This is a genomic window from Enterobacter sp. Ag1 (genome assembly GCA_000277545.1).
Taxonomy (GTDB): Bacteria; Pseudomonadota; Gammaproteobacteria; order Enterobacterales; family Enterobacteriaceae; genus Cedecea.
On the sequence record AKXM01000003.1, the window covers coordinates 1 to 21,666 of the forward strand.

Here is a 21,666-nt window from a genome sequence, read left to right on the forward strand (position 1 = left end):
CCATCCATCAGACGCTCGAAKTCATAGGTTACGGTCTTAGCTTCGATAGCGCCTTCCATACCCTTAACGATCAGGTCAGCTGCTTCGAACCATTCCATATGACGCAGCATCATTTCTGCGGACAGGATGATGGAGCCCGGGTTTACTTTGTCCTGGCCTGCGTACTTAGGCGCAGTACCGTGGGTCGCTTCGAACAGCGCGCAGTCGTCGCCGATGTTTGCGCCCGGGGCGATACCGATGCCGCCAACCTGTGCCGCCAGGGCATCAGAAATGTAGTCCCCGTTCAGGTTCATACAGGCGATCACGTCGTATTCTGCAGGACGCAGCAGGATCTGCTGCAGGAACGCATCGGCGATCACGTCTTTTACAACGATCTCTTTGCCGGTGTTCGGGTTCTTGATTTTCACCCACGGGCCGCCGTCGATCAGCTCGCCGCCGAACTCTTCGCGAGCCAGCTGGTAGCCCCAGTCTTTGAACGCGCCTTCGGTAAACTTCATGATGTTGCCTTTGTGCACCAGGGTCACGGAATCACGGTCGTTGGTGATCGCGTATTCGATGGCTGCACGTACCAGGCGTTTGGTGCCTTCTTCGGAGCAAGGCTTGATGCCGATCCCGCAGTGCTCAGGGAAGCGAATTTTCTTCACGCCCATTTCGTCACGCAGGAACTTGATAACTTTGTCCGCTTCAGCGCTGTCCGCTTTCCACTCGATACCCGCATAGATATCTTCGGAGTTCTCACGGAAGATAACCATGTCGGTCAGCTCAGGCTGTTTCACCGGGCTTGGGGTGCCCTGGTAGTAACGTACCGGGCGCAGGCAAACGTACAGGTCCAGCTGCTGACGCAGGGCAACGTTCAGGGAGCGAATACCGCCGCCGACTGGGGTAGTCAGTGGGCCTTTGATGGCCACGCGGTAGTCACGAATCAGGTCCAGAGTTTCTTCTGGCAGCCAGACGTCCTGGCCATAAACTTGGGTAGATTTTTCGCCGGTGTAGATTTCCATCCAGGAAATTTTCCGCTCGCCGTTGTAGGCTTTTGCCACGGCAGCATCCACCACTTTAATCATGGCAGGAGTTACGTCCACACCAATACCGTCCCCTTCAATGAACGGGATCACCGGGTTGTTAGGAACGTTGATTTTGCCATTTTGCAGGGTGATCTTTTTACCTTCCGCCGGAACGACTACTTTGCTTTCCATTCACCTCTCCTTCGAGCGCTTCTGGTTTTTTGTTAATGATTTGTAATTTGCGGGCTCATACTACTGCAATATCGGGCTCGCGCCAATCACTCATGTTTTCCGTTATAATGCGTCAATCCACCCGCGCTGAAAACACTATGAACAAAACTTCTTTTAGGAATCACCAAGTTAAACGATTCAGCAGCCCACAACCCGCCAGGCGCAAGAAGCCTGACGGTCCAAAGAAGCTGGTTATCTTCAATAAGCCCTACGATGTGCTGCCGCAGTTCACCGACGAAGCCGGGCGCAGCACGCTAAAGGATTACATTCCTTTACAAGGCATCTATGCTGCGGGGCGTCTCGACCGCGACAGCGAAGGGCTGCTGGTGCTCACCAATGACGGGGCGCTGCAGGCCAAACTGACCCAGCCAGGTAAACGCACCGGCAAAATCTATTACGTGCAGGTGGAAGGCGAGCCAACGGAGGAAGCGCTTAACGCCCTGCGCAACGGCGTCGAGTTGAACGACGGCCCCACATTGCCGGCAGGCGCCGAACTGGTTGCCGAGCCAGAATGGCTGTGGCCGCGTAACCCGCCGATTCGCGAACGTAAGGCGATCCCCACCCGTTGGCTAAAGATCACGCTTTATGAAGGCCGTAACCGCCAGGTTCGCCGCATGACGGCGCACGTGGGCTACCCTACCCTGCGCCTGATTCGCTACGCCATGGGCGACTACACGCTGGAAGGCCTGGCCAACGGCGAGTGGCGCGAAGTCCCTCCGGAGCAACCAAAATGAAAAAGATACTGCTGTTGAGCTTACTTATCGGCTCCGCCACCGCAGGCGCGGCAAGTTTTGACTGCGCCAAAGCCAATGCGCCAGATGAAAAAGCGATTTGTGCCCATCGGGCGCTGAATGATAAAGACGTCGAAATGGCCGCCAAATATCAGTTCTTAAAAGGGCTGTTTGCCATGGGTGGCCAGGGCGCCATGCAGGATCAGCAGCAAGCGTGGCTCAAAGAGCGCCAACGCTGTGGGTCTGACGTCACCTGCCTGACCGCACAGTACAACAAACGCCTCAGCGCGCTGGATGCCATTTACGCCAAAATCGACAAACCGCTTTAACCCAGGAGAAGCGATGTTTAAACCCCACGTCACCGTGGCCTGCATTGTTCAGGCTGAAGGTCAGTTTTTAGTCGTCGAAGAAACCATTCACGGCAAAGCACTGTGGAACCAGCCCGCCGGGCACCTCGAAGCCGACGAAACGCTGCTTGAAGCCGCGAAGCGCGAGCTGTGGGAAGAAACAGGGATTACCGCCGAGCCGCAGAGCTTTATCCGCATGCACCAGTGGATCGCCCCGGACAACACGCCTTTCCTGCGCTTCCTGTTTGCAATCGATCTGGATAAGCAGCTGCCGACCACCCCGCACGACAGCGACATTGACCGCTGCCTGTGGCTCGATGCCGAAGCCATTCTCAATGCGGCAAATCTGCGCTCGCCGCTGGTGGCGGAAAGCATCCGCTGTTACCAGCAGGAGCCGCGTTATCCCCTGTCGGTGCTGGGGGCTTTTAACTGGCCGTTTACAGAGGGTGTCAAGTAGCGGCCTGCGTGATAGAATACGCCGCTTTGAAGTTCAATGTCGTGAGTCTCTCCATGTCTGATAACAGCCAGAAAAAAGTGATCGTCGGGATGTCCGGCGGCGTCGATTCCTCCGTTTCCGCTTACCTGCTGATGCAGCAGGGCTATAAGGTGGAAGGCCTGTTCATGAAGAACTGGGAAGAAGACGATGGCGAGGAGTACTGCACCGCAGCGGAAGATTTAGCCGATGCGCAGGCCGTTTGCGACAAGCTGGGCATTGAACTGCACACCGTTAACTTTGCCGCAGAGTACTGGGACAACGTGTTCGAACTGTTCCTCGAAGAGTACAAAGCCGGGCGCACGCCAAACCCGGATATCCTCTGCAACAAAGAGATCAAATTTAAAGCCTTCCTGGAATTTGCCGCCGAAGATTTAGGTGCCGACTACATTGCTACCGGCCACTACGTGCGCCGCGCTGACGTGAACGGTAAAAGCCAACTGCTGCGCGGCCTGGACGGCAACAAAGACCAGAGCTACTTCCTCTATACGCTGAGCCACGAACAGATTGCCCAAAGCCTGTTCCCGGTCGGCGAGCTGGAAAAGCCGGAAGTGCGCCGCATTGCTGAAGAGCTGGATCTGGTCACCGCGAAGAAAAAAGATTCCACCGGCATCTGTTTCATCGGCGAGCGCAAGTTCCGCGACTTCCTGGGCCGCTACCTGCCAGCCCAGCCGGGTAAAATTATTACCGTGGACGGCGAAACCGTCGGCGAGCACCAGGGGCTGATGTATCACACCCTCGGTCAGCGTAAAGGCCTCGGCATCGGCGGCACCAAAGAAGGATCTGAAGATCCCTGGTACGTGGTTGATAAAGACGTCGCCAACAATATTCTTATCGTCGCGCAGGGTCACGATCACCCGCGTCTGATGTCGGTCGGGCTGATTGCCCAGCAGCTTCACTGGGTGGATCGCGAGCCGCTGACCGCGCCGCTGAGCTGCACGGTGAAAACCCGCTACCGCCAGACGGATATCCCCTGCACGATTACGCCGCTGGACGCTGAGCGCATAGAAGTGCGTTTTGAAGAGCCGGTGGCTGCCGTCACCCCAGGCCAGTCCGCGGTGTTCTACCTCGGCGAAGTGTGCCTCGGCGGCGGCATTATCGAGCAGCGTTTGCCGCTCGTCAGTTAATTACACACAAGGACGCAGCCTGGTGGCTAAAAACTACTACGACATTACTCTCGCGCTGGCCGGCATTTGCCAGTCAGCCCGTCTGGTTCAGCAGTTGGCACATCAGGGTCATTGCGACAGCGACGCGCTCCACGTCTCGCTCAACAGCGTGATTGACCAGAACCCAGGCTCAACCCTGGATGTTTTTGGCGGCAGCGAAGCTAACCTTAAGCTCGGGCTTGAAACTCTGCTGGGCGTGCTAAACGCCAGCAGCCGCCAGGGGCTGAACGCCGAGCTGACGCGCTATACGCTCAGCCTGATGGTGCTGGAGCGTAAACTCCACGCTGCCAAAGGCGCGATGGACACGCTCGGCAGCAAAATTAATGGCCTGCAGCGCCAGCTGGAACACTTTGATCTCGAGTCTGACACGCTACTGAGCGCCATGGCCGGGATCTACGTGGATGTCATCAGCCCGCTTGGCCCGCGTATTCAGGTCACAGGTTCCCCTGCCGTGCTGCAAAGCCCGCAGGTGCAAAGTAAAGTACGCGCGGCGCTGCTGGCCGGGATCCGTGCCGCCGTGCTGTGGCATCAGGTTGGCGGTGGCCGCCTGCAGTTAATGTTTTCTCGTCGTCGCCTGACCGATCAGGCCAAACAAATTCTTGCTCATTGTTAACCTCTCAGGAGTTGTTATGGAATTATCCTCACTGACCGCCGTTTCCCCCGTTGACGGGCGCTACGGCGACAAAGTCAGCGCTCTGCGCGCTATTTTCAGCGAATTCGGTCTGCTGAAATTCCGCGTACAGGTCGAAGTACGTTGGCTGCAAAAGCTGGCCGCGCATGCAGCGATCAAGGAAGTTCCTGCTTTTGATGCGGACGCAAACGGTTACCTTGATAAAATCGTCGCCGAGTTCAGCGAGGCTGACGCCGCGCGCATCAAAACCATCGAGCGCACCACCAACCACGACGTGAAAGCGGTGGAATACTTCCTGAAAGAGAAAGTGGAAGCAATCCCTGCCCTCCACGCGGTGTCCGAATTTATTCACTTCGCCTGTACTTCCGAAGACATCAACAACCTGTCCCACGCGCTGATGCTCGACACCGCGCGTAAAGACGTGGTCCTGCCGTACTGGCGTAAAATCATCGATGCTGTGAAAGATCTGGCGGTGCAGTACCGCGACATCCCGCTGCTGTCCCGTACCCACGGCCAGCCGGCGACCCCATCCACCATGGGGAAAGAGATGGCAAACGTCGCTTACCGCATGGAGCGCCAGTTCCGCCAGCTCGGCAACGTTGAAATCCTCGGCAAAATCAACGGCGCGGTCGGCAACTACAACGCTCACATCGCCGCTTACCCGGAAGTGGACTGGCACCAGTTCAGCGAAGAGTTCGTGACTTCTCTGGGCATTCAGTGGAACCCGTACACCACCCAGATCGAACCGCACGACTATATCGCCGAGCTGTTTGACTGTATCGCGCGCTTCAACACCATCCTGATCGACTTCGACCGCGACGTGTGGGGCTACATCGCCCTGAACCACTTCAAGCAGAAAACTATCGCCGGTGAAATTGGCTCCTCCACCATGCCGCACAAGGTGAACCCGATTGACTTCGAAAACTCCGAAGGCAACCTCGGCCTGTCCAACGCCATGCTGCAGCACCTGGCAAGCAAACTGCCGGTGTCCCGCTGGCAGCGTGACCTGACCGACTCCACCGTGCTGCGTAACCTGGGCGTGGGTATTGGCTATGCGTTGATCGCCTATCAGTCCACCCTGAAGGGCGTGAGCAAGCTGGAAGTGAACCGCGACCGCCTGCTGGACGAGCTGGATCACAACTGGGAAGTGCTGGCTGAGCCAATTCAGACCGTGATGCGCCGCTACGGCATCGAAAAGCCGTACGAGAAGCTGAAAGAGTTGACCCGCGGCAAACGCGTTGACGCCGAAGGCATGAAGCAGTTCATCGACAGCCTCGAGCTGCCGGAAGAAGAGAAAACTCGCCTGAAAGCCATGACGCCTGCCAACTATATTGGGCGCGCCATTACCATGGTTGACGAGCTGAAGTAATGAAAAAGGCCTTCTTCGGAGGGCTTTTTTGTTGCCTGCAGTTTGCCCCTCACCCCGGCCCTCTCCCCAGAGGGGCGAGGGGGAAAACAAATGACAAAGTTTATTTTGATCCCCTCTCCCTCTGGGAGAGGCTTAGGGTGAGGGCCTCCAGCCGAATGGGATTGTTGACTCAGCGTTAATCTCCATAAGGGCATTGTTTATACGAGGTTTATTTCCTGTCATTAATAATTAGCGCTAAACTATCAATACTATGAATGGATTGAGGAAATACAATGCGCGTACTGGTCGTGGAAGATAATGCCCTGCTGCGTCATCACCTTAAGGTGCAGCTGCGTGAAGCAGGCCACCAGGTGGATGCGGCCGAGGATGCCAAAGAGGCAGACTATTTCCTGAATGAACATACCCCGGATATCGCAATTGTTGACCTAGGCCTGCCGGATGAAGACGGCATGAGTCTGATCCGCCGCTGGCGCAGCCATGACGTAACCATTCCCATCATGGTATTAACCGCCCGTGAAGGCTGGCAGGACAAAGTTGAAGTTCTGGGCGCCGGGGCCGATGATTACGTCACTAAACCTTTCCATCTGGAAGAAGTGGTCGCCCGCATGCAGGCGCTGATGCGCCGTAACAGCGGTCTGGCTTCGCAGGTGATTTCCCTGCCGCCGTTCCAGGTCGATTTGTCCCGCCGCGAGCTGTCGATTAACGACAACCTGATCAAGCTCACCGCGTTTGAATACACCATCATGGAAACCATCATCCGCAACGCCGGGAAGGTGGTCAGCAAAGACTCGCTGATGCTGCAGCTCTACCCGGACGCCGAGCTGCGCGAAAGCCACACTATTGACGTGCTGATGGGCCGTTTACGTAAAAAAATTCAGGCTGAATACCCGCAGGAAGTGATCACCACCGTGCGCGGGCAGGGCTACAGGTTCGATCTCCACTAAATGCTGAAAATTTTTCGCCATATCCTGCCGCTGTCGCTGCGGGTTCGTTTCTTACTGGCTACCGCCGCGGTTGTGATGGTGCTGTCCCTGGCTTACGGCCTGGTGGCGCTGGTGGGCTACAGCGTTAGCTTTGATAAAACCACCTTCCGCCTGTTGCGCGGGGAAAGTAACCTGTTCTATACGCTGTCCAGCTGGAAGGACGGCAAGCTGCAGGTGGACTTGCCCGACAACATCAGTATCCAAAGCCCGACCATGGCGCTGATTTACGACGAGCACGGCAAACTGCTGTGGATGCAGCGCAACGTCCCGGACGTGGTGCAACAGATCCAGAAAGAGTGGCTGACCGGCAACGGCTTCCACGAGCTGGAGGCCGACTACGCCACCAGTACCGCCCTGCTGGACAACGACAAAGATCGCCTGGCCCAGCTGAAAGACATGCACGATGACGAAAGCGACGACGGCTACGAGATGACCCACTCAGTGGCGGTCAACCTTTACCCGGCGACGGCGCGCATGCCGGCGCTGACCGTGGTCGTGGTGGACACCATTCCTATCGAGCTGAAGCGCTCGTACATGGTGTGGAGCTGGTTTATTTACGTCCTGCTGGCCAACCTGCTGCTGGTAGTGCCGCTGCTGTGGCTGGCCGCCTGGTGGAGCCTGCGCCCGATTCAGGAACTCGCTCAGGAAGTGCGCGAGCTGGAAAAACACGACCGCGACAGCCTCAACCCGGAAACAACTCGCGAGCTGACAAGCCTGGTGCGTAACCTTAACCAGCTGCTGCGCACCGAGCGCGATCGCCACGACAAGTACCGCACCACGCTGACGGACTTAACGCACAGCCTGAAAACGCCGCTCGCCGTGCTGCAGTCGACCCTGCGGTCGCTGCGCACCGACAAGATGAACGTCGAGCAGGCCGAACCGGTGATGCTGGAGCAGATCAGCCGCATCTCTCAGCAGATCGGCTACTACCTGCATCGCGCCAGCATGCGCGGCAACAGCGCCCTGCTTAGTCGGGAACTGCATTCCGTTGCCCCGCTGCTGGACAACCTGTGCTCGGCGCTGAACAAGGTTTACCAGCGCAAAGGGGTGAACATCACGCTGGACGTTTCGCCGGAAATCACCTTTATCGGCGAGCAAAATGACTTTATGGAAGTGATGGGCAACCTGCTGGATAACGCCTGCAAATACTGTCTGGAGTTTGTGGAAGTGACCGCCCGCCAGACCGAAGACGCGCTGCACCTGATCGTGGAAGACGACGGTCCCGGTATTCCGGAAAGCAAACGTGCAATGGTCTTCGATCGCGGCCAACGGGCCGATACGCTGAGGCCTGGCCAGGGCGTCGGGCTGTCGGTTGCCCGAGAAATTGTCGAGCAGTACAACGGCGAGATCCAGACCAGTGCCAGCATTCTGGGCGGCGCGCGCATGGAAGTGATTTTTGCCCGCCAGCAGCCGGAACAGAATGAAGGGTGAAATAGTCCCATAACCCGGCTCGCCATCCGTTATAATCCGTGTCAGGCTCCTCCATCTGCAGGAAGACAATAATATGGATTATCACCTGGATTTAAACTGGCCCGACTTTATTGCACGCTACTGGCAAAAACGCCCTGTGGTGCTGAAGCGCGGCTTTAAAAACTTCATCGACCCTATTTCACCGGATGAGCTGGCCGGTCTGGCCATGGAAAGCGAGGTGGACAGCCGCCTCGTGAGCCACCAGGGCGGCAAATGGCAGGTCAGCCATGGTCCGTTCCAGAGCTACGATCACCTCGGCGAGAACAACTGGTCGCTGCTGGTGCAGGCCGTGAACAACTGGCATGAACCTTCCAGCGCCCTGATGCGCCCCTTCCGCGCCCTGCCCGACTGGCGCATTGACGACCTGATGATCTCCTTCTCTGTGCCAGGCGGCGGCGTAGGCCCGCACCTGGATCAGTACGACGTGTTTATTATTCAGGGCGTGGGCCGCCGCCGCTGGCGCGTGGGCGAAAAAGTCGCCATGAAACAGCACTGCCCGCACCCGGACCTGCTCCAGGTTGAGCCGTTCGACGCCATCATCGACGAAGAGATGGAGCCGGGCGACATTCTGTATATTCCGCCGGGCTTCCCGCACGAAGGCTACTCGCTGGAAAACGCGCTGAACTACTCCGTCGGCTTCCGCGCCCCAAGCGGCCGCGAGCTGATCAGCGGCTTTGCCGACTACGTGCTGCAGCGCGAGCTGGGCGGGTTACGCTATACCGACCCGGACGTGCCTGAGCGCCAGCACCCGGCAGATATTCTGCCGCAGGAAATCGACAAGCTGCGCGAGATGATGCTGGACATCGTTAACCAGCCGGAGACCTTCCACAGCTGGTTTGGCGAGTTTATTACCCAGTCCCGCCACGAGCTGGACGTTGCGCCACCGGAGCCGCCTTATCAGCCGGATGAGATCTACGACGCGCTGCAGCAGGGCGACAAGTTGGTGCGCCTGGGTGGCCTGCGAGTGCTCCGCGTGGCCGGAGAGGTGTACGTGAACGGCGAGAAGCTCGACAGCCCGCACCGCCCGGCGGTGGAAGCGCTGGCCAGCCACATTAAGCTGGACGCGGAGAAGTTTGGCGATGCGCTGGAAGATCCTTCCTTCCTCGCCACGTTAGCCGCCCTGGTGAACAGCGGCTACTGGTTCTTCGAAGACTAAAACCCTGCCCCGCCTTTGCCGTTTCTCGCGGTGAAGGCGGGATATTCCTGCCAACGGCGTAATTGTCACGCCGCATCCAGCCGCCAGCCCTGCAACAGCTGCACATTCACGCTCTGCCGCACCGCCAGCGGCGCAGAATGAAACGCGCTCAGCGCCTGCCCGTCCTGCAAACGCAGCTCCAGCAGATAGCGTTCCCCCTGATAAATACAGCTTTCGACGCTGGCCATCGGCCCGCTGCCTGAGATCTGCACATGCTCCGGGCGCACCAGAACCGGCACGGTTTTATCGCGCCCCGGCTGATCCAGGCCGCCATGCAATGCCGCGAGATCCAGACTTTGTAAGCCCGGCGAAACGGCGAGGGACAGCACGCTGCCCTGGCCGATAAACCCGGCCACCCAGCTATTCTGCGGCTGCTGATAAAGCTGCTGCGGGGTGCCCCACTGCATCAGTTCGCCCTGGTGCATCACCGCGATATGGCTGGCGAGCGCCATCGCCTCCGCCTGGTCGTGCGTGACGTAGACAAACGTTGCCCCCGTGCGGCGGTGAAACTCGCGAAAAGTCTGCTCCATGGTGGCGCGAAGATGGCGGTCGAGGTTCGCCAGCGGTTCATCGAGCAGAACCACTCGCGGCTCTGAGACCAGGCAACGTGCCAGCGCCACCCGCTGCCGCTGCCCGCCGCTGAGTTCCTGGGGTGAGCGCCCGAAATAGGCCCCAAGCTCCACGACTTCCAGCGCCTCCATCACGCGTTTCTGCCTTGCCGCGCCGTTTACCTGGCGCAGCTTCAGCGGATAGCCAACGTTCTCGCCCACGGTCATGTGCGGCCACAGGGCGTAGGACTGAAACACCATGCCCATGTCACGCTGTTCCGGCGGCACGTGGGTACCGCTGTCGGCCAGCAGCTTCTCGCCCAGCCACAGGCGACCGCCGCTCAGCGACTCCAGCCCGGCCATAATCCGCAGCGTGGTGGTTTTGCCACAGCCACTCGGCCCCAGCAGGGCGGTAAACGCCCCGGACGGGATCGTCAGGCTGAGATCCTTCACCACGGCCTGCTCGCCAAAGAATTTGCTGAGCTTGTCCAGCCTTAGTTCTGCCATGGAATAACTCCTTTCGGTAAATAACGGCCCAGCGCGCCGAGTAACAGCATCACCACGGCAACCAGCCCCACCACCAGCACGGAAATCGCCGAGGCCATCACCTTTTCGCCGCTTTCGTCGAGGTTAAACACCACCACGCCGAGGGTCTCTTTCCCGGCGCTCCAGAGCAGTGCGGAGACAGTCAGCTCGTTCACTGCCGTGAGAAATACCAGCAGCGCACCGGCAAAGGCCGCCGGGGCCAGCAGCGGCAGCACGATGTGGCGTAACCGTTGGGAGGCGTCCGCTCCTGCCAGGCTCGCGGCCTCTTCCATCGCCGGATCCAGCTGCAGCATGCTGGTGTGAACCGGCTTCAGGCAGACGGTAAGAAACCGGGCCAGGTAGGCGAAGAAGATAATCATCAAGGTGCCGCTGAGACTGACGTTCAGCAGCGGCAGCGGGCGCGCAAACAGCAGAATGCAGGCGATGGCCAGCACCACGCCGGGAAGCGTGTAGGGAATGTCGATCAGGCTGTGCAGCCAGCGCAAAGGCCGACTGGGGCGACGCACCAGCAGCCAGGCCAGCGGCAGGCTCAGCGCCATCAGCAGCGCGGCGGCACTGACGGAGAGCAGCAGGCTGTTGCTCAGCGCCCGCCAGGTGGCGCTTTGCTCATCAAAAATGCCAGTCCATGCGGCAAACGTCAGCGTGTCGCCGTTGAGCGGCACGCCCAGGGTTGGCACCAGCGAGGTGGCGATCAGCGCCAGCAGCGGGGCCACCAGCATCCCGGCCAGCACGAGCGCGAGCAGGATCTCCACCGCCAGCCGCGCTTTCCCTGTCGCAATACTTGCCGCCCGCCCGACCATGCCAATCAGCGGCAAAGCGTAACGCCGCTGCATGATGCCCTGCAGCGTGACAATAGCGACGGCCAGCACGCCCATCAGCACCGAGAGCGAGGCCACCTCGTGCAGCATCGACGGGCCAAAGCTGGAGAGCGTCTGGTAGATGTACACGGGCAGCACGAAATAAGAGATGGGGATGCCGAGCATCGCCGGGATGCCGAAGTTGCCGAGGGCGGAAACAAAGGCCAGCGCCGCCCCGGCCCACAGCGCGGGTCGGCACAGCGGCAGAATAATGTCGATGAAAACTCGCCCAAGAGAAGCGCCATTCAGCCTCGCCGCCTCAATCTGTTCCTGCGGCAAACTTTGCAGCTGGGTGCGCAGGGTCAGGAACACCAGCGGCGCGTGCTGGATGCCGAGCAGGAAGGCGATCCCCTCCGCCGAATAAAGCGGATTGGGGCTGCCAAACCCCGGCGCCAGGCCGAGGCTGTTTAGCAGCACGCTGCCGGGGCCGAAAAGCTGCAGCCAGCTCAGGGCCGTGACCTGCGGCGGGATCATCATCGGCAGCATAAAGAGAAACGCCCAGGCCTGACGGCCCCGGATGTTCATCAGGCCGAGGCAAAAGGCAAACAGGCTGCCCAGCAGGAGGGAAAGCAGCGCCCCCAGGCCGCTGGTATAGACACTATTCCATAGTGCGACCCAGGTATTCGGGTTGCTGAGCACGCGGCCCAGGCTACTTTGGCCGCCCAGCCGCCAGTCCACCAACGCTGAGACCAGCAGCTGCAGGCTGGGGAGCAGGCTTAAGAGCGCAATGACGACGACAAGCAGGCGCAGCAGCCCTTTCATCAGGCTGCCGTCGTTAGGGCGGGACAATGCCGGGCTGAGCATCAATCAGCGGCTACCGAACAGGTCGGCAAAGCGCTTTTTGTTGGCGTCGGTGTCCGCCAACGCTTTGGCGGCATCAAACGGCATGATTTTGATGCTGTCGCGCGGTGGGAAGCCCTGCGGCACCGGCAGGCTGGCATCGGCAGGCAGATAGCCCTGTTTCAGTACCAGCGCCTGCCCCGCTTTGGAGAGCACGAAGTCGATAAACGCTTTTGCCGCTTCGGGATTTTTAGCGCCCTTCATCATCGCCACCGGCTCGGTGACAATGCTCACGCCCTCGGTCGGGAAGGCAAACTCAATCGGCGCGCCTTTGGCTTTCTCACGGATCGCCATGTAATCGACCAGCACGCCGTAAGCCTTGCTGCCGGAAGCAATGGCGTTCATCACCGCGCCGTTGCCGCTCTGCGGCATCGCCCCGTTGGCCTTCAGTTTTTCGTAGTACTGCCAGCCCAGCGTCGGCGCGCCCATAATCGCGGCCTGGTGGATCTGCGCCGCACCGGAGTATAGCGGGCTTGGCAGCGTAGTCATGTTCTTAAGCTCAGGTTTGAGCAAATCGAGCCACGAAGTGGGTTTGACCGGGGCTTTGCTGTGGTACGCAATGCCGGTGGTAATCAACTTGGTACCGTAGTAATAGCCGTCTTTGTCATAGAGCTGGACATCGAAGCGCGCCGCTTCCGGCGATTTGTAGGCCGCCAGCAGGTTTTGCTGCTTGAGGGATTCCATGGTCACGCTGTCGGCAATCAGCAGCACGTCCGGCGCTGCGCCCCCGGCCGCCATTTCCGCCTGTAAACGGGCGGTCAGCTTGCTGGTGCCGTCGCGGATCCATTTCACTTCGATGTCCGGGTTCGCTTTTTCGAAGGCGCTGACGGTGGTCTGCGCATCTTCATTGGGCTGGCTGGTGTAAAGCGTTAAGGTGGATTTTGCCAGAGCAGAAGCACTCATTGCCGCCAGCATCACCGTCAACAACACATGTTTTTTCATCATTTTATGTCCCTTTTTTCCGTGGCGACGATTAAACCAGCCGAATCTGACAAGAGTATGACCGAAGCCGGACTGGCACCGCAGCTGGCTGGCCTGAGGCACGTTAAGCGTAGCCCTTAATAGCCCTAACAGGAGGAAAACATTATTAATCCCGGTAAATAATGGACTATTTTTGATTGGTCACATATTGCCTTAAATTAAATTAACAGCATCAACCTTGTTATTTTAAAAAATAAGAAATCAACACATTATATATTGCACGCGCATGATGTTTTATATCAATCAAATAACAAATAAGCCAAACCCTGCACCAGACACATATAAAAATCGTGTGCGTTTATCTGGTTGCTATAATCATCGGGTGTTTGGCAAAGCGTTAAACACAGCAAGTAACATATTGCATATATTTATTTTATTTACCCCGGTCAAATAAATATATTATATGGAATATTCCGTTTTTATTTGACACACAGCATAAACATCCATTGTGGAGAACGTTGTTATGTTCAATGAAAAAGCGATCGACGCAGCAGAAGCGTACTTTAGTCAAATCCACGGTTTGAAAGGGGCTGAACTCCTGAGTGACAAACCCCCGCTCGTTCCCGGCCTGTCTCAGGATGGCGCCGTACAATATCAAACGTATCAATTCAATGATGCCCCCGCTAATTTAAAAAAACAGGTGGAGGCTGGCCGCGTATTAATGGAACGCTTCGTCGGCGTTGCCAGCGCAGCGGTAAATAAAAAAGCCCCTAACAGTGCCGATAAATATAATTATAAAGAGTGGAAAGAAGTCACCCAGCAGCTGCTCAACGCCTTCTTTACCGATCCGGTCTCAGGCGATAAAAGCCTGGACACGTCGGTCAAAGGAATTGAAATAGCCAAAACGGTGATTGAATTTGCCTGCAGCGTTATCGCGGGGAATGTTTCTGCTTTTGCTGCCTTCCTGAAAGGCTTTGGCGACGGGCTTAGCGCAGAAATGAATAAGACCACCGCCGACTACAATTACCTGTATGCTTATTCCACTCACGATTTATTTAAAGACAACAGCGGCAATATTTTCTATAAGCCCAGTTTCCTGGTCTACGGCACCTATTTCAGCCAGGCGCAAAAGAAAATAGCCACTTCATGCGGCTCTTACAATGAGGTGAACCTCAAGTTCGGGGTCAATACCGTAGGCGGTACCTTCAAAATTGAAGAGTACTTTAGCAACCCCACCTTCAAGAAACGGGTCGATGATTTCCTCGATAAATATGAAGGGAAAGCCATCGATGAGACCGACTCCTACTTCGACGGTATCTTTAATGATTCCTCCCCGGCAAAAGATTACCAGTTCAAAAAGGAGCATGCCTATTAGCCTGATTGCTTCCTGCCGTAGGATGGCCGGGCATAATACTGTGAGCAAGCCTGGCTGACTCTTGAAGGGGGTGGGCACCTGCTTAACGTCTCCGCCCTGGAAGGGTTACATTGTGGTTAGCCCCCGTCTGGTGTAAGCCACCCCATTCGGGGGCTAATACCTTTCTAATGCAGTTTATTGAAAAAATTGAGGGGCACGGCAGTTGAAAAGATAAGTGCCATATGAGTATGCCCAGCCCCGGACAAGAAGAAGCTTCAGGCTGGCGGGAGAAGCCCCCTCTCTGGCCACCCGAGGATAAAAGATGGCAATCTGATTAGCGCCTGCCCATACTTGGGTGAACGTTAATAGGGACATTGAGCGCAATCCCATGAGCAAATCGCTGCATACCTTCCTCCTCTCCTGCCTGTTATTTGTCGGCCTGTTGCTGACGGCCCAAAGCAGCCTGGCGGCCCCGACCGAAGACCAGGAACCCAGCCTGAAAGAGATTGCCGGGCAGCTAAAGCAATACAAGACGCAGATAGACAACATTAAGCAGCAGGTGTCGCAGACCAACACCGACAGCCGGCTGATTAAGCTGTTCGACACCACGCAAAAGCTCGGCGTGGAGGTGGATAGCCTGACCGCGCTGCTGCAGCCGATGCACGACAAAGTGCAGGCTCAGCTGCAGGTGCTGGGGCCTGCCCCGGAGACCGCTGCGGGGAATGAAACCGCCAGCGTGTCCCGGCAGCGCAACGCGCTGAACAGCGACAAAAAGCAGATTGATGAGGCCATCAGCACCTCGCAAAACCTGCAAACCAACATCCGGGCGCTGGGCATCCAGATAAACGATCTCCGACGCACCTATTTTAAATCCCAGCTGGCGTCGAACAGCGGGAGCATGTTGAGCGCCACCTTCTGGCTGCAGGAAGCTGACACCCAGGCCGTGGATATCCAGCGCTTCAATGCCTTTGGCGAGCAGCTACTGGAAACCTGGCAGGCGGCGTGGGAACCCGAGTTGTTCTGGGGCACCTTCTGGCTGTTCGTGGCTGCCGCCGCGATTGTGTTCGCTGGCTGCTACCTGATTGAGCGGCTGCTGGTCTGGATCGCCATCACCTGGTTGCCGGATGGTCGCCTGCGCCGCAGCTTCAATACGCTGGCCAGCACGTTAGTGACCATGTTTACTATCGCGCTGGCACTTTCCATTGTGAAAAGCGCCTTTTCCCGGGGGACGGAGTTCTCTCCCCAGGTGAACGATTTTGTCGACGGCTTTGTGCAGCTGGCCGTGTTCTGCTCATTGATTTATGGCGCTGGCCGCGCATTCCTTTCCCTGAACCGCCCTTCATGGCGGCTCGTACAACTCGACGACAGCGTGGCCGAAAGCGTGCGTTACTTTCCACCGCTGCTGGCCATTCTCGGCCTGCTCATTGGCTGCCTCGACCTGATTAATAATACGATTGGCGCCAGTCTCGGCACCACGATCCGCGCCAACGGGCTGATTGCTGCCGTTATGGCCAGCGTGCTGCTGACCATGATGCTGCGCGTGCAGCACGCCCACCGGCGGCTGGAAAAAAATGGCGAGCCTGCCGAGAAGCGCTCCCGGATCGACGCCTTAGTCTGCCTGCTGGTCATGCTCGCTTCGCTGGCGATTCTGGCTTCGCTGCTTGTCGGCTACATCGCCTTCGCACGCTACCTGACTTACCAGGTCATCTGGTTCGGCATGGTGCTGGTGGCGTTTTATTATCTGGTGACCTTCGCCACCGACTTTTTCGCCGCCGTGTTTTCACCGCACACCGCCCCCGGCCAGGCAATGAAAAAGTCGCTGCGGTTTAAAGACCGACACCTTGAACAGCTGGCCGTGGTGTTTACCGCCTTCACCAAGTGCGCGCTGATACTCATGACCATCATCGCGCTGTTTAACGGCACCTTCGGCACCACCACCCCGAGCCTGCTTATCAGCAAGCTGGTGACGATTTTAAGCGGCGACGGGCTGAAGCAATTGCACATCGTGCCCGGCAACCTGCTGAACGCCGTGCTTTGCCTGGTGATTGGCCTGTACATTCTGCGCGTAACCCAGCGCTGGCTCAGCCAGGAGCTGCTGCCCAAAACCATTGCCGATATCGGCATTCGCGCGTCATTGATTACGCTGTTTACCAACGTCGGCTACGTGCTGCTGATCCTCATCACCCTGGCCGCGCTGGGCATTCAGTGGAACAACCTGGCCTGGATTGTCAGCGCCCTGTCGGTGGGGATCGGCTTTGGCCTGCAGGAGATTGTGAAGAACTTTATCTCCGGCCTGATCCTGCTCACCGAACGCCCGGTCAAGGTCGGCGATATGATCGGCATCGGCGGCATTGAGGGCGACGTGCGGCGAATCAACGTGCGCGCCACGGAGATCCAGCTCAGCGACCGCTCGACGATGATCGTCCCCAACTCGCAGCTGATTTCCCAGAACGTGCGCAACGCCACAATGGGCAATGCTCAAGGCGTGGTCACCATCGCCCTGACCTTCCCGACCAACATTGACCCGGAGCTGGTGCGCGATTTGCTGCTCAGCGCCTACCAGGACTATGAGGTGATCCTCCCGACGCCTGCGCCCTATGTACGCTTCAGCCAGTTGGGGCCGGAAGGCATTATCCTGAGCGTGACTGGCTATGTCGCCAGCCCGCGCATGGTCGGCTCCAGCAAAAGCGAACTGTTGTTTAATATCCTCAAGCTGCTGCGCAAAAATGAGGTGAATCTGTCCAGCCCGCAGGAAGTTGTTTTTATGAAGCAGCGGGCGAAAGCTTTGGACGATGACGATGAGTTTTCGTCTTAAGTGAATCTGAATTTTGGAGCGGCTTAACACTTACTGACTATTCAGGACTTTCCTTATCACTGCTGCGTTGAATGGGGATGCCTTAGTCCTTACCCTCCACATGGAGAGTGGATTTATAAGGATATAAATACATGCTGGCGATTAAATGGCTACATCGTCTTTTAACGGTCACTCTGCTATTGGTTGTGATTGGCTATGCCTGGATGAACTTCAGCCCTTCAAACCCGATCCATCCCCTGAAACGGACATATCAGGTTAACCACAATACCTGGCTGTATATGACAGAACAAAACAGCGGCGGCGCAACCGTCCCTGTCGCCTGGCGCTACTACCTGAGCAATCAATTAAGTGGCGACGACAGCGATATTGCCCGCCAGCTAAGTACTGCGACACCGATCGTTGTCGGCTATGGCACCATTACCGACATTCAGATGGATGATAAAAACGTTATTTCTGTCACCTACAGCGGGAAAGTGCTGTCGCTATCTGACGATGTGACGCAGGTTCGCTTCCAGATACAACCACACTAAAACTAACTTCCCCTGCCCGCCTTCGCCGTGCTTTGTCACAGCGAAGGCGGGACGCCGTTTATTTAGTGCAGACCCTGCACCAGTTCGCCGCTAATCCACGCCAGCCCTTTCTTCGTGCGCACGAAGCGCGGCGCAGTTAAATTCTCTTCCAGCAGGCTGAACAGCTGGCTGAGAAGATCCGTCATCTGCACCTGTTGAGCCTGCCCCAGCTGCTGGCCCAACAGTACCTGGGTTACGGCGCTGCAATACTCGCAGAGCACATCGGAATCGGCTTCCGACACGGTGCAGGGCGCCGCTTCTTGCCCTTCTTCCACCGTTAACCGCTCAATGAGGTGCTGCGGCAACTGATGCGTTAATACCACTCTCAGCACGTTAAACCCCGCCAGCAAACGTCCCACCAGCGCGATATATTCGGCATGGCTATGTGTTTCGGCTAATTCATCCATCCAGCAGCTGCAAATATCCAGCACATGAAATAAATCGTCCTTTGCGCCCAGCGGCATTTTTAATAACGCTGCGATGTCCTTAGCAATAATCGTTTGATCCTTCGTCATTTCCGTGTACGCGAATGTGTTACTATCGGCGTTAGCCATAATGTGACTCCTGGTTAGTTACGTTGTGGTTAGCCCTCGTCTGGTGTTGGTGCACCTTTCGGGGGCGAATTCTGTTCTTCGGTTATTTCTGATTGCTTCTTGAGTATCAACTTCTGTTTTTATACTGGATAAGTCAACAGTGGTTGGGTTTAAAATTATTGGAAACCTAAAAAACTCGAGGGGGATCGCGGAAATGTGATAATTGGGGAGTTGGGTTGCATTTGGGGGTGATAACTTTGATTTGGTTTTATTAGGTTGTTTATTATTTTCTTTCAAGTCAAAAGTTTTCAATAAACATTACGGAAATTCATTGTGTTTTATAAAATTGATTGATATTTAAAATTTTCAATCAACATAATGTTTTGCTAATAATTGGCTATGGCAAAGTTTGCCCTGTATAGAGCTCATCTATGTTCATGGCATGCATAAAGCCTACCAATATTAGCAGTTGAGTTTTCATCGAGTTAATGCAAACTTCTCTATCTATTTTCAATAGTCCTCTTTGAGCGAAAAGCGGACATGCTGATATTACCAAAAAAGCTTTGAAGGAGCGCAGATTGCAATATATATTCTGTTAGAAATAATTTAAGTGGCGTCTAATGGACATGACAATTATTACCCCTGATAATCTAGGGCTTAAAACTCTAAAATCCTTGGCTATCAGTGGCGTTCAACATGCTGCGCAGACTGGAAGAAAACTGGCTGAACGAGCAAAATTGTTTCGATAAGTCGGGCGAAAACTGTTAGGGGCTCATGCTGATAACCAGCTCATTGGCGTATGTGGGCTGAACCAAGATCTACATAGATGTTCAATTCGTGCTGAGCGACTACGGCATCTTTATGTAAGTATTGGATGGCGTAGAGTACTGATTGTTGTCAACACTGATCAGTGTGATTCTGGAAAGGTCAAATCATTGGTTTGTTTTTATTGTCAAAAAATGTGTTACTATCGGTATTACATTTCATAAACAGGCTGGTTTTACTCCATTATCATATATCGACAATGTTATCTGCAGTATATGATTTGAAAAGCAATTTGAGTGAATCATCGATTTTGCTGGGCGGAACGTTTAGTCCACTTTACTAGTGTTTTATTTTGTACATTTCATCAATGAAAAGAGTTATACAAAAAAGTAACTTTCATTCATGGCGAATATTTAACAGGATATATTATGGCAGTTAAATCCAAAACAAGTAAAATGATATGGGGTAAAGCAGCAGCACGATGTTCGATATGCAGAGAGATACTTATTGAAGGAAAAAATGAAAATAGTAGTCATCTCATTACCATTGGCGAAATCGCTCATATTGTTGCTGAAAAGAATGATGGACCTAGAGGAAAAAGTAATTTAACTCCTATGGAAAGGGATGATGTTGAAAATCTGCTCCTCCTTTGCCAAAAACACCATACCATAGTAGATAATGACACTAACTTATACACTGTTGAGAAACTAAAAGGAATTAAAAATATTCATGAGCTATGGGTTGATAATAAATTAAACACTAGCCCATCTTGGGAAGCAAAAATAGAACAAGCTTATTATTTAAACATCCCAAGACTATCAATTTTATCATCTGATTTAAATGAAGAAGCCAATAAATATAACCTTGAAAAAATAGATACACTATCTAATCTTGGAATGGATCTTTTTTATCTTATGGAAAACTTCAAGAGTACAATCAATAAAATTGACTTGAAATCAATTCCATTAAATGAAGCCATATCATATCCTGATGATATCGTTGGGTGTTATGTGAGCTTTACTGAAAGATTTAGAACAAAAGATATAATAATTCCAGGCTCGTATGGAATAAAAACCACACCTCAAGAAAAATTAAACCCTCACATATATACCAATATAGATGGCTACAAAATAGTTTTATCAATTAATTACAAATGGATAACAACTTCAACAGCTTACTGTTTCTTTAGACCGAGCGGTGGTCATAGCAATTTTTCAGGGTATGGCATAGTAAATGATATTGATACTACTGCTAAAGTTATTTACATAACACCATACATTATTGGTTTAAAGAAAGAAAAACCACATCCGATTTTATTAAAAAGAGCTCATGGCGATGAAAGGGAATTAGAAGAGTTAATAAGTAACAATAGTAAAAATCCAAAGAATTCAGATGTGCATTGGAATGGAGATATTGATGAATGTAATTGTTGTGGCTTTGATTTTTCATACCTGAATTATATGGTGGATGCAATAGTAAACGGTTGTGGTTTTAATATGTGCGCCACCTGTTTTTTAAAATCACACAAAAAACTTGGCATGGGTTATGGGCAAGCATATATAAAAGAAGGTAAAAAGTGGAGATACATTGCGGGTTGAGACTGTTCTAATATTACCTATGTCCGCTTTTGGCACACAGCGGACATTACAACTACCCAATAATCTAATAAACATTGACTAAAACCCACCTATCAATACTAGTAGGCCACCGTTCCGAACCGAGCCTTACCACCTTTTACCGCCAACTAGACAACCCATACAACAATCGTTACAGCTATCACGATCGATGCAAACGCTCATCAGATATATGTTTAGGTTATTTCCTCTTCACAAAATCTGATACATCACACATCCCAATATGCGATGCATCACATTCCTCGCTGATTACAAATTATTCACTCCCTGCTTTATCCCCCCAACCTCATCCAACGCAAAGTTAACTCGATACTTAACATCATTCATTTCATAGAGCAGGTTATAGGTGACATCTTTCTTAAGCGTCAGGTTAAAGCAATGATCCGGGTATTTTTTCTGAACATAGTTTTCAAAAAACAAAGGCTGCCGATAGGTATCTTCTGAGGAAGTTAAAAGATAGTAGGTGATAACATCACCTTCTTTCGACTTAATGCAAATTACGTCACTGTTCTTTTGATAAACAGTGCCCGCGTTTCTAAACTCCAGCCGATCGCCAACGCAGCCAGAAATGAGAAATATCAGAACAAGTATAAGATTTTTCATGCTGAATAAATTCCTTTTTAAAAGGGGCATCCCGCCCCTTCCCTTTTAACACGTTAACGCA

At 54.3% G+C, this 21,666-nt stretch carries 19 protein-coding genes; 13 read left to right on the forward strand and 6 right to left on the reverse strand.

What is annotated here, in order from left to right; translation table 11 throughout:
• The coding region (gene icd, locus A936_RS00060) for an NADP-dependent isocitrate dehydrogenase (protein WP_008453353.1) at positions 1-1,196 on the reverse strand (1,196 nt) is incomplete at its 3' end.
• Between the two features lie 107 nt (positions 1,197-1,303).
• Here icd and rluE point away from each other — a divergent pair.
• From rluE to A936_RS00105, 9 genes are all read left to right on the forward strand, one after another.
• The gene (gene rluE / locus A936_RS00065) at positions 1,304-1,969 is read left to right on the forward strand and encodes a 23S rRNA pseudouridine(2457) synthase RluE (protein ID WP_008453354.1); all 666 of its coding nucleotides are present in this window, start codon (positions 1,304-1,306) and stop codon (positions 1,967-1,969) included.
• A complete protein-coding gene (locus A936_RS00070) occupies positions 1,966-2,295 on the forward strand; it encodes a lysozyme inhibitor LprI family protein (protein ID WP_008453356.1) in 330 nt (109 codons plus the stop codon). The genes rluE and A936_RS00070 overlap by 4 nt, the downstream gene beginning before the upstream one ends.
• 13 nt (positions 2,296-2,308) lie before the next feature.
• Positions 2,309-2,770: an NUDIX hydrolase gene (locus tag A936_RS00075; protein WP_008453357.1), complete on the forward strand. Its 462-nt coding sequence runs from the start codon at positions 2,309-2,311 to the stop codon at positions 2,768-2,770.
• Positions 2,771-2,823: 53 nt separating this feature from the next.
• Entirely contained in the window at positions 2,824-3,933 is a 1,110-nt protein-coding gene (gene mnmA, locus A936_RS00080; RefSeq protein WP_008453359.1) for a tRNA 2-thiouridine(34) synthase MnmA, read from the forward strand.
• 22 nt (positions 3,934-3,955) lie between these two features.
• A complete protein-coding gene (gene hflD / locus A936_RS00085) occupies positions 3,956-4,585 on the forward strand; it encodes a high frequency lysogenization protein HflD (protein WP_008453361.1) in 630 nt (209 codons plus the stop codon).
• A gap of 16 nt (positions 4,586-4,601) precedes the next feature.
• The gene (gene purB, locus A936_RS00090; protein ID WP_008453363.1) at positions 4,602-5,972 is read left to right on the forward strand and encodes an adenylosuccinate lyase; all 1,371 of its coding nucleotides are present in this window, start codon (positions 4,602-4,604) and stop codon (positions 5,970-5,972) included.
• 272 nt (positions 5,973-6,244) lie between these two features.
• Complete coding sequence (gene phoP, locus A936_RS00095; RefSeq protein WP_008453365.1) at positions 6,245-6,916, forward strand: two-component system response regulator PhoP; 672 nt, start codon at positions 6,245-6,247, stop codon at positions 6,914-6,916.
• Entirely contained in the window at positions 6,917-8,386 is a 1,470-nt protein-coding gene (phoQ, locus tag A936_RS00100) for a two-component system sensor histidine kinase PhoQ (RefSeq protein ID WP_008453368.1), read from the forward strand.
• A 73-nt stretch (positions 8,387-8,459) separates the two neighbouring features.
• Complete coding sequence (locus A936_RS00105; protein WP_008453370.1) at positions 8,460-9,581, forward strand: ribosomal protein uL16 3-hydroxylase; 1,122 nt, start codon at positions 8,460-8,462, stop codon at positions 9,579-9,581.
• Positions 9,582-9,646: 65 nt separating this feature from the next.
• Here the strand turns inward: A936_RS00105 and A936_RS00110 are convergent, their stop codons facing one another.
• From A936_RS00110 to A936_RS00120, 3 genes are read right to left on the reverse strand one after another with little or no spacing between them, the layout of a single operon-like run.
• The gene (locus tag A936_RS00110) at positions 9,647-10,675 is read right to left on the reverse strand and encodes an ABC transporter ATP-binding protein (protein ID WP_008453372.1); all 1,029 of its coding nucleotides are present in this window, start codon (positions 10,673-10,675) and stop codon (positions 9,647-9,649) included.
• A complete protein-coding gene (locus A936_RS00115) occupies positions 10,663-12,375 on the reverse strand; it encodes an ABC transporter permease (protein ID WP_034807243.1) in 1,713 nt (570 codons plus the stop codon). Before A936_RS00115 ends, A936_RS00110 begins: the two co-directional genes overlap by 13 nt.
• Before the next feature lie 3 nt (positions 12,376-12,378).
• Positions 12,379-13,356 carry an ABC transporter substrate-binding protein gene (locus A936_RS00120; protein WP_008453375.1) on the reverse strand — a complete coding sequence of 326 codons (978 nt, stop codon included), beginning with the start codon at positions 13,354-13,356 and terminating at the stop codon, positions 12,379-12,381.
• 499 nt (positions 13,357-13,855) lie between these two features.
• Here A936_RS00120 and A936_RS00125 point away from each other — a divergent pair, with 499 nt between their 5' ends.
• The 3 genes from A936_RS00125 (at position 13,856) to A936_RS00135 (ending at position 18,031) form a co-directional block, all read left to right on the forward strand.
• Complete coding sequence (locus A936_RS00125) at positions 13,856-14,707, forward strand: Evf family palmitoylated virulence factor (protein ID WP_008453376.1); 852 nt, start codon at positions 13,856-13,858, stop codon at positions 14,705-14,707.
• Between the two features lie 367 nt (positions 14,708-15,074).
• Positions 15,075-17,501 (forward strand): DUF3772 domain-containing protein, encoded by a 2,427-nt coding sequence (locus tag A936_RS00130; RefSeq protein WP_008453378.1) that lies wholly within the window; start codon positions 15,075-15,077, stop codon positions 17,499-17,501.
• A gap of 131 nt (positions 17,502-17,632) precedes the next feature.
• Complete coding sequence (locus A936_RS00135; RefSeq protein WP_008453379.1) at positions 17,633-18,031, forward strand: hypothetical protein; 399 nt, start codon at positions 17,633-17,635, stop codon at positions 18,029-18,031.
• Between the two features lie 62 nt (positions 18,032-18,093).
• Here the strand turns inward: A936_RS00135 and A936_RS00140 are convergent, their stop codons facing one another.
• Positions 18,094-18,624 carry a hypothetical protein gene (locus tag A936_RS00140; RefSeq protein ID WP_008453382.1) on the reverse strand — a complete coding sequence of 177 codons (531 nt, stop codon included), beginning with the start codon at positions 18,622-18,624 and terminating at the stop codon, positions 18,094-18,096.
• 1,172 nt (positions 18,625-19,796) lie between these two features.
• On the opposite strand from A936_RS00140, the gene A936_RS22395 reads away from it, so the two are divergent.
• Entirely contained in the window at positions 19,797-20,966 is a 1,170-nt protein-coding gene (locus tag A936_RS22395) for an HNH endonuclease (RefSeq protein WP_052154782.1), read from the forward strand.
• A 285-nt stretch (positions 20,967-21,251) separates the two neighbouring features.
• Here the strand turns inward: A936_RS22395 and A936_RS00150 are convergent, their stop codons facing one another.
• A complete protein-coding gene (locus tag A936_RS00150; protein ID WP_008453385.1) occupies positions 21,252-21,605 on the reverse strand; it encodes a putative T6SS immunity periplasmic lipoprotein in 354 nt (117 codons plus the stop codon).
• Between the last annotated feature and the right edge of the window lie 61 nt (positions 21,606-21,666).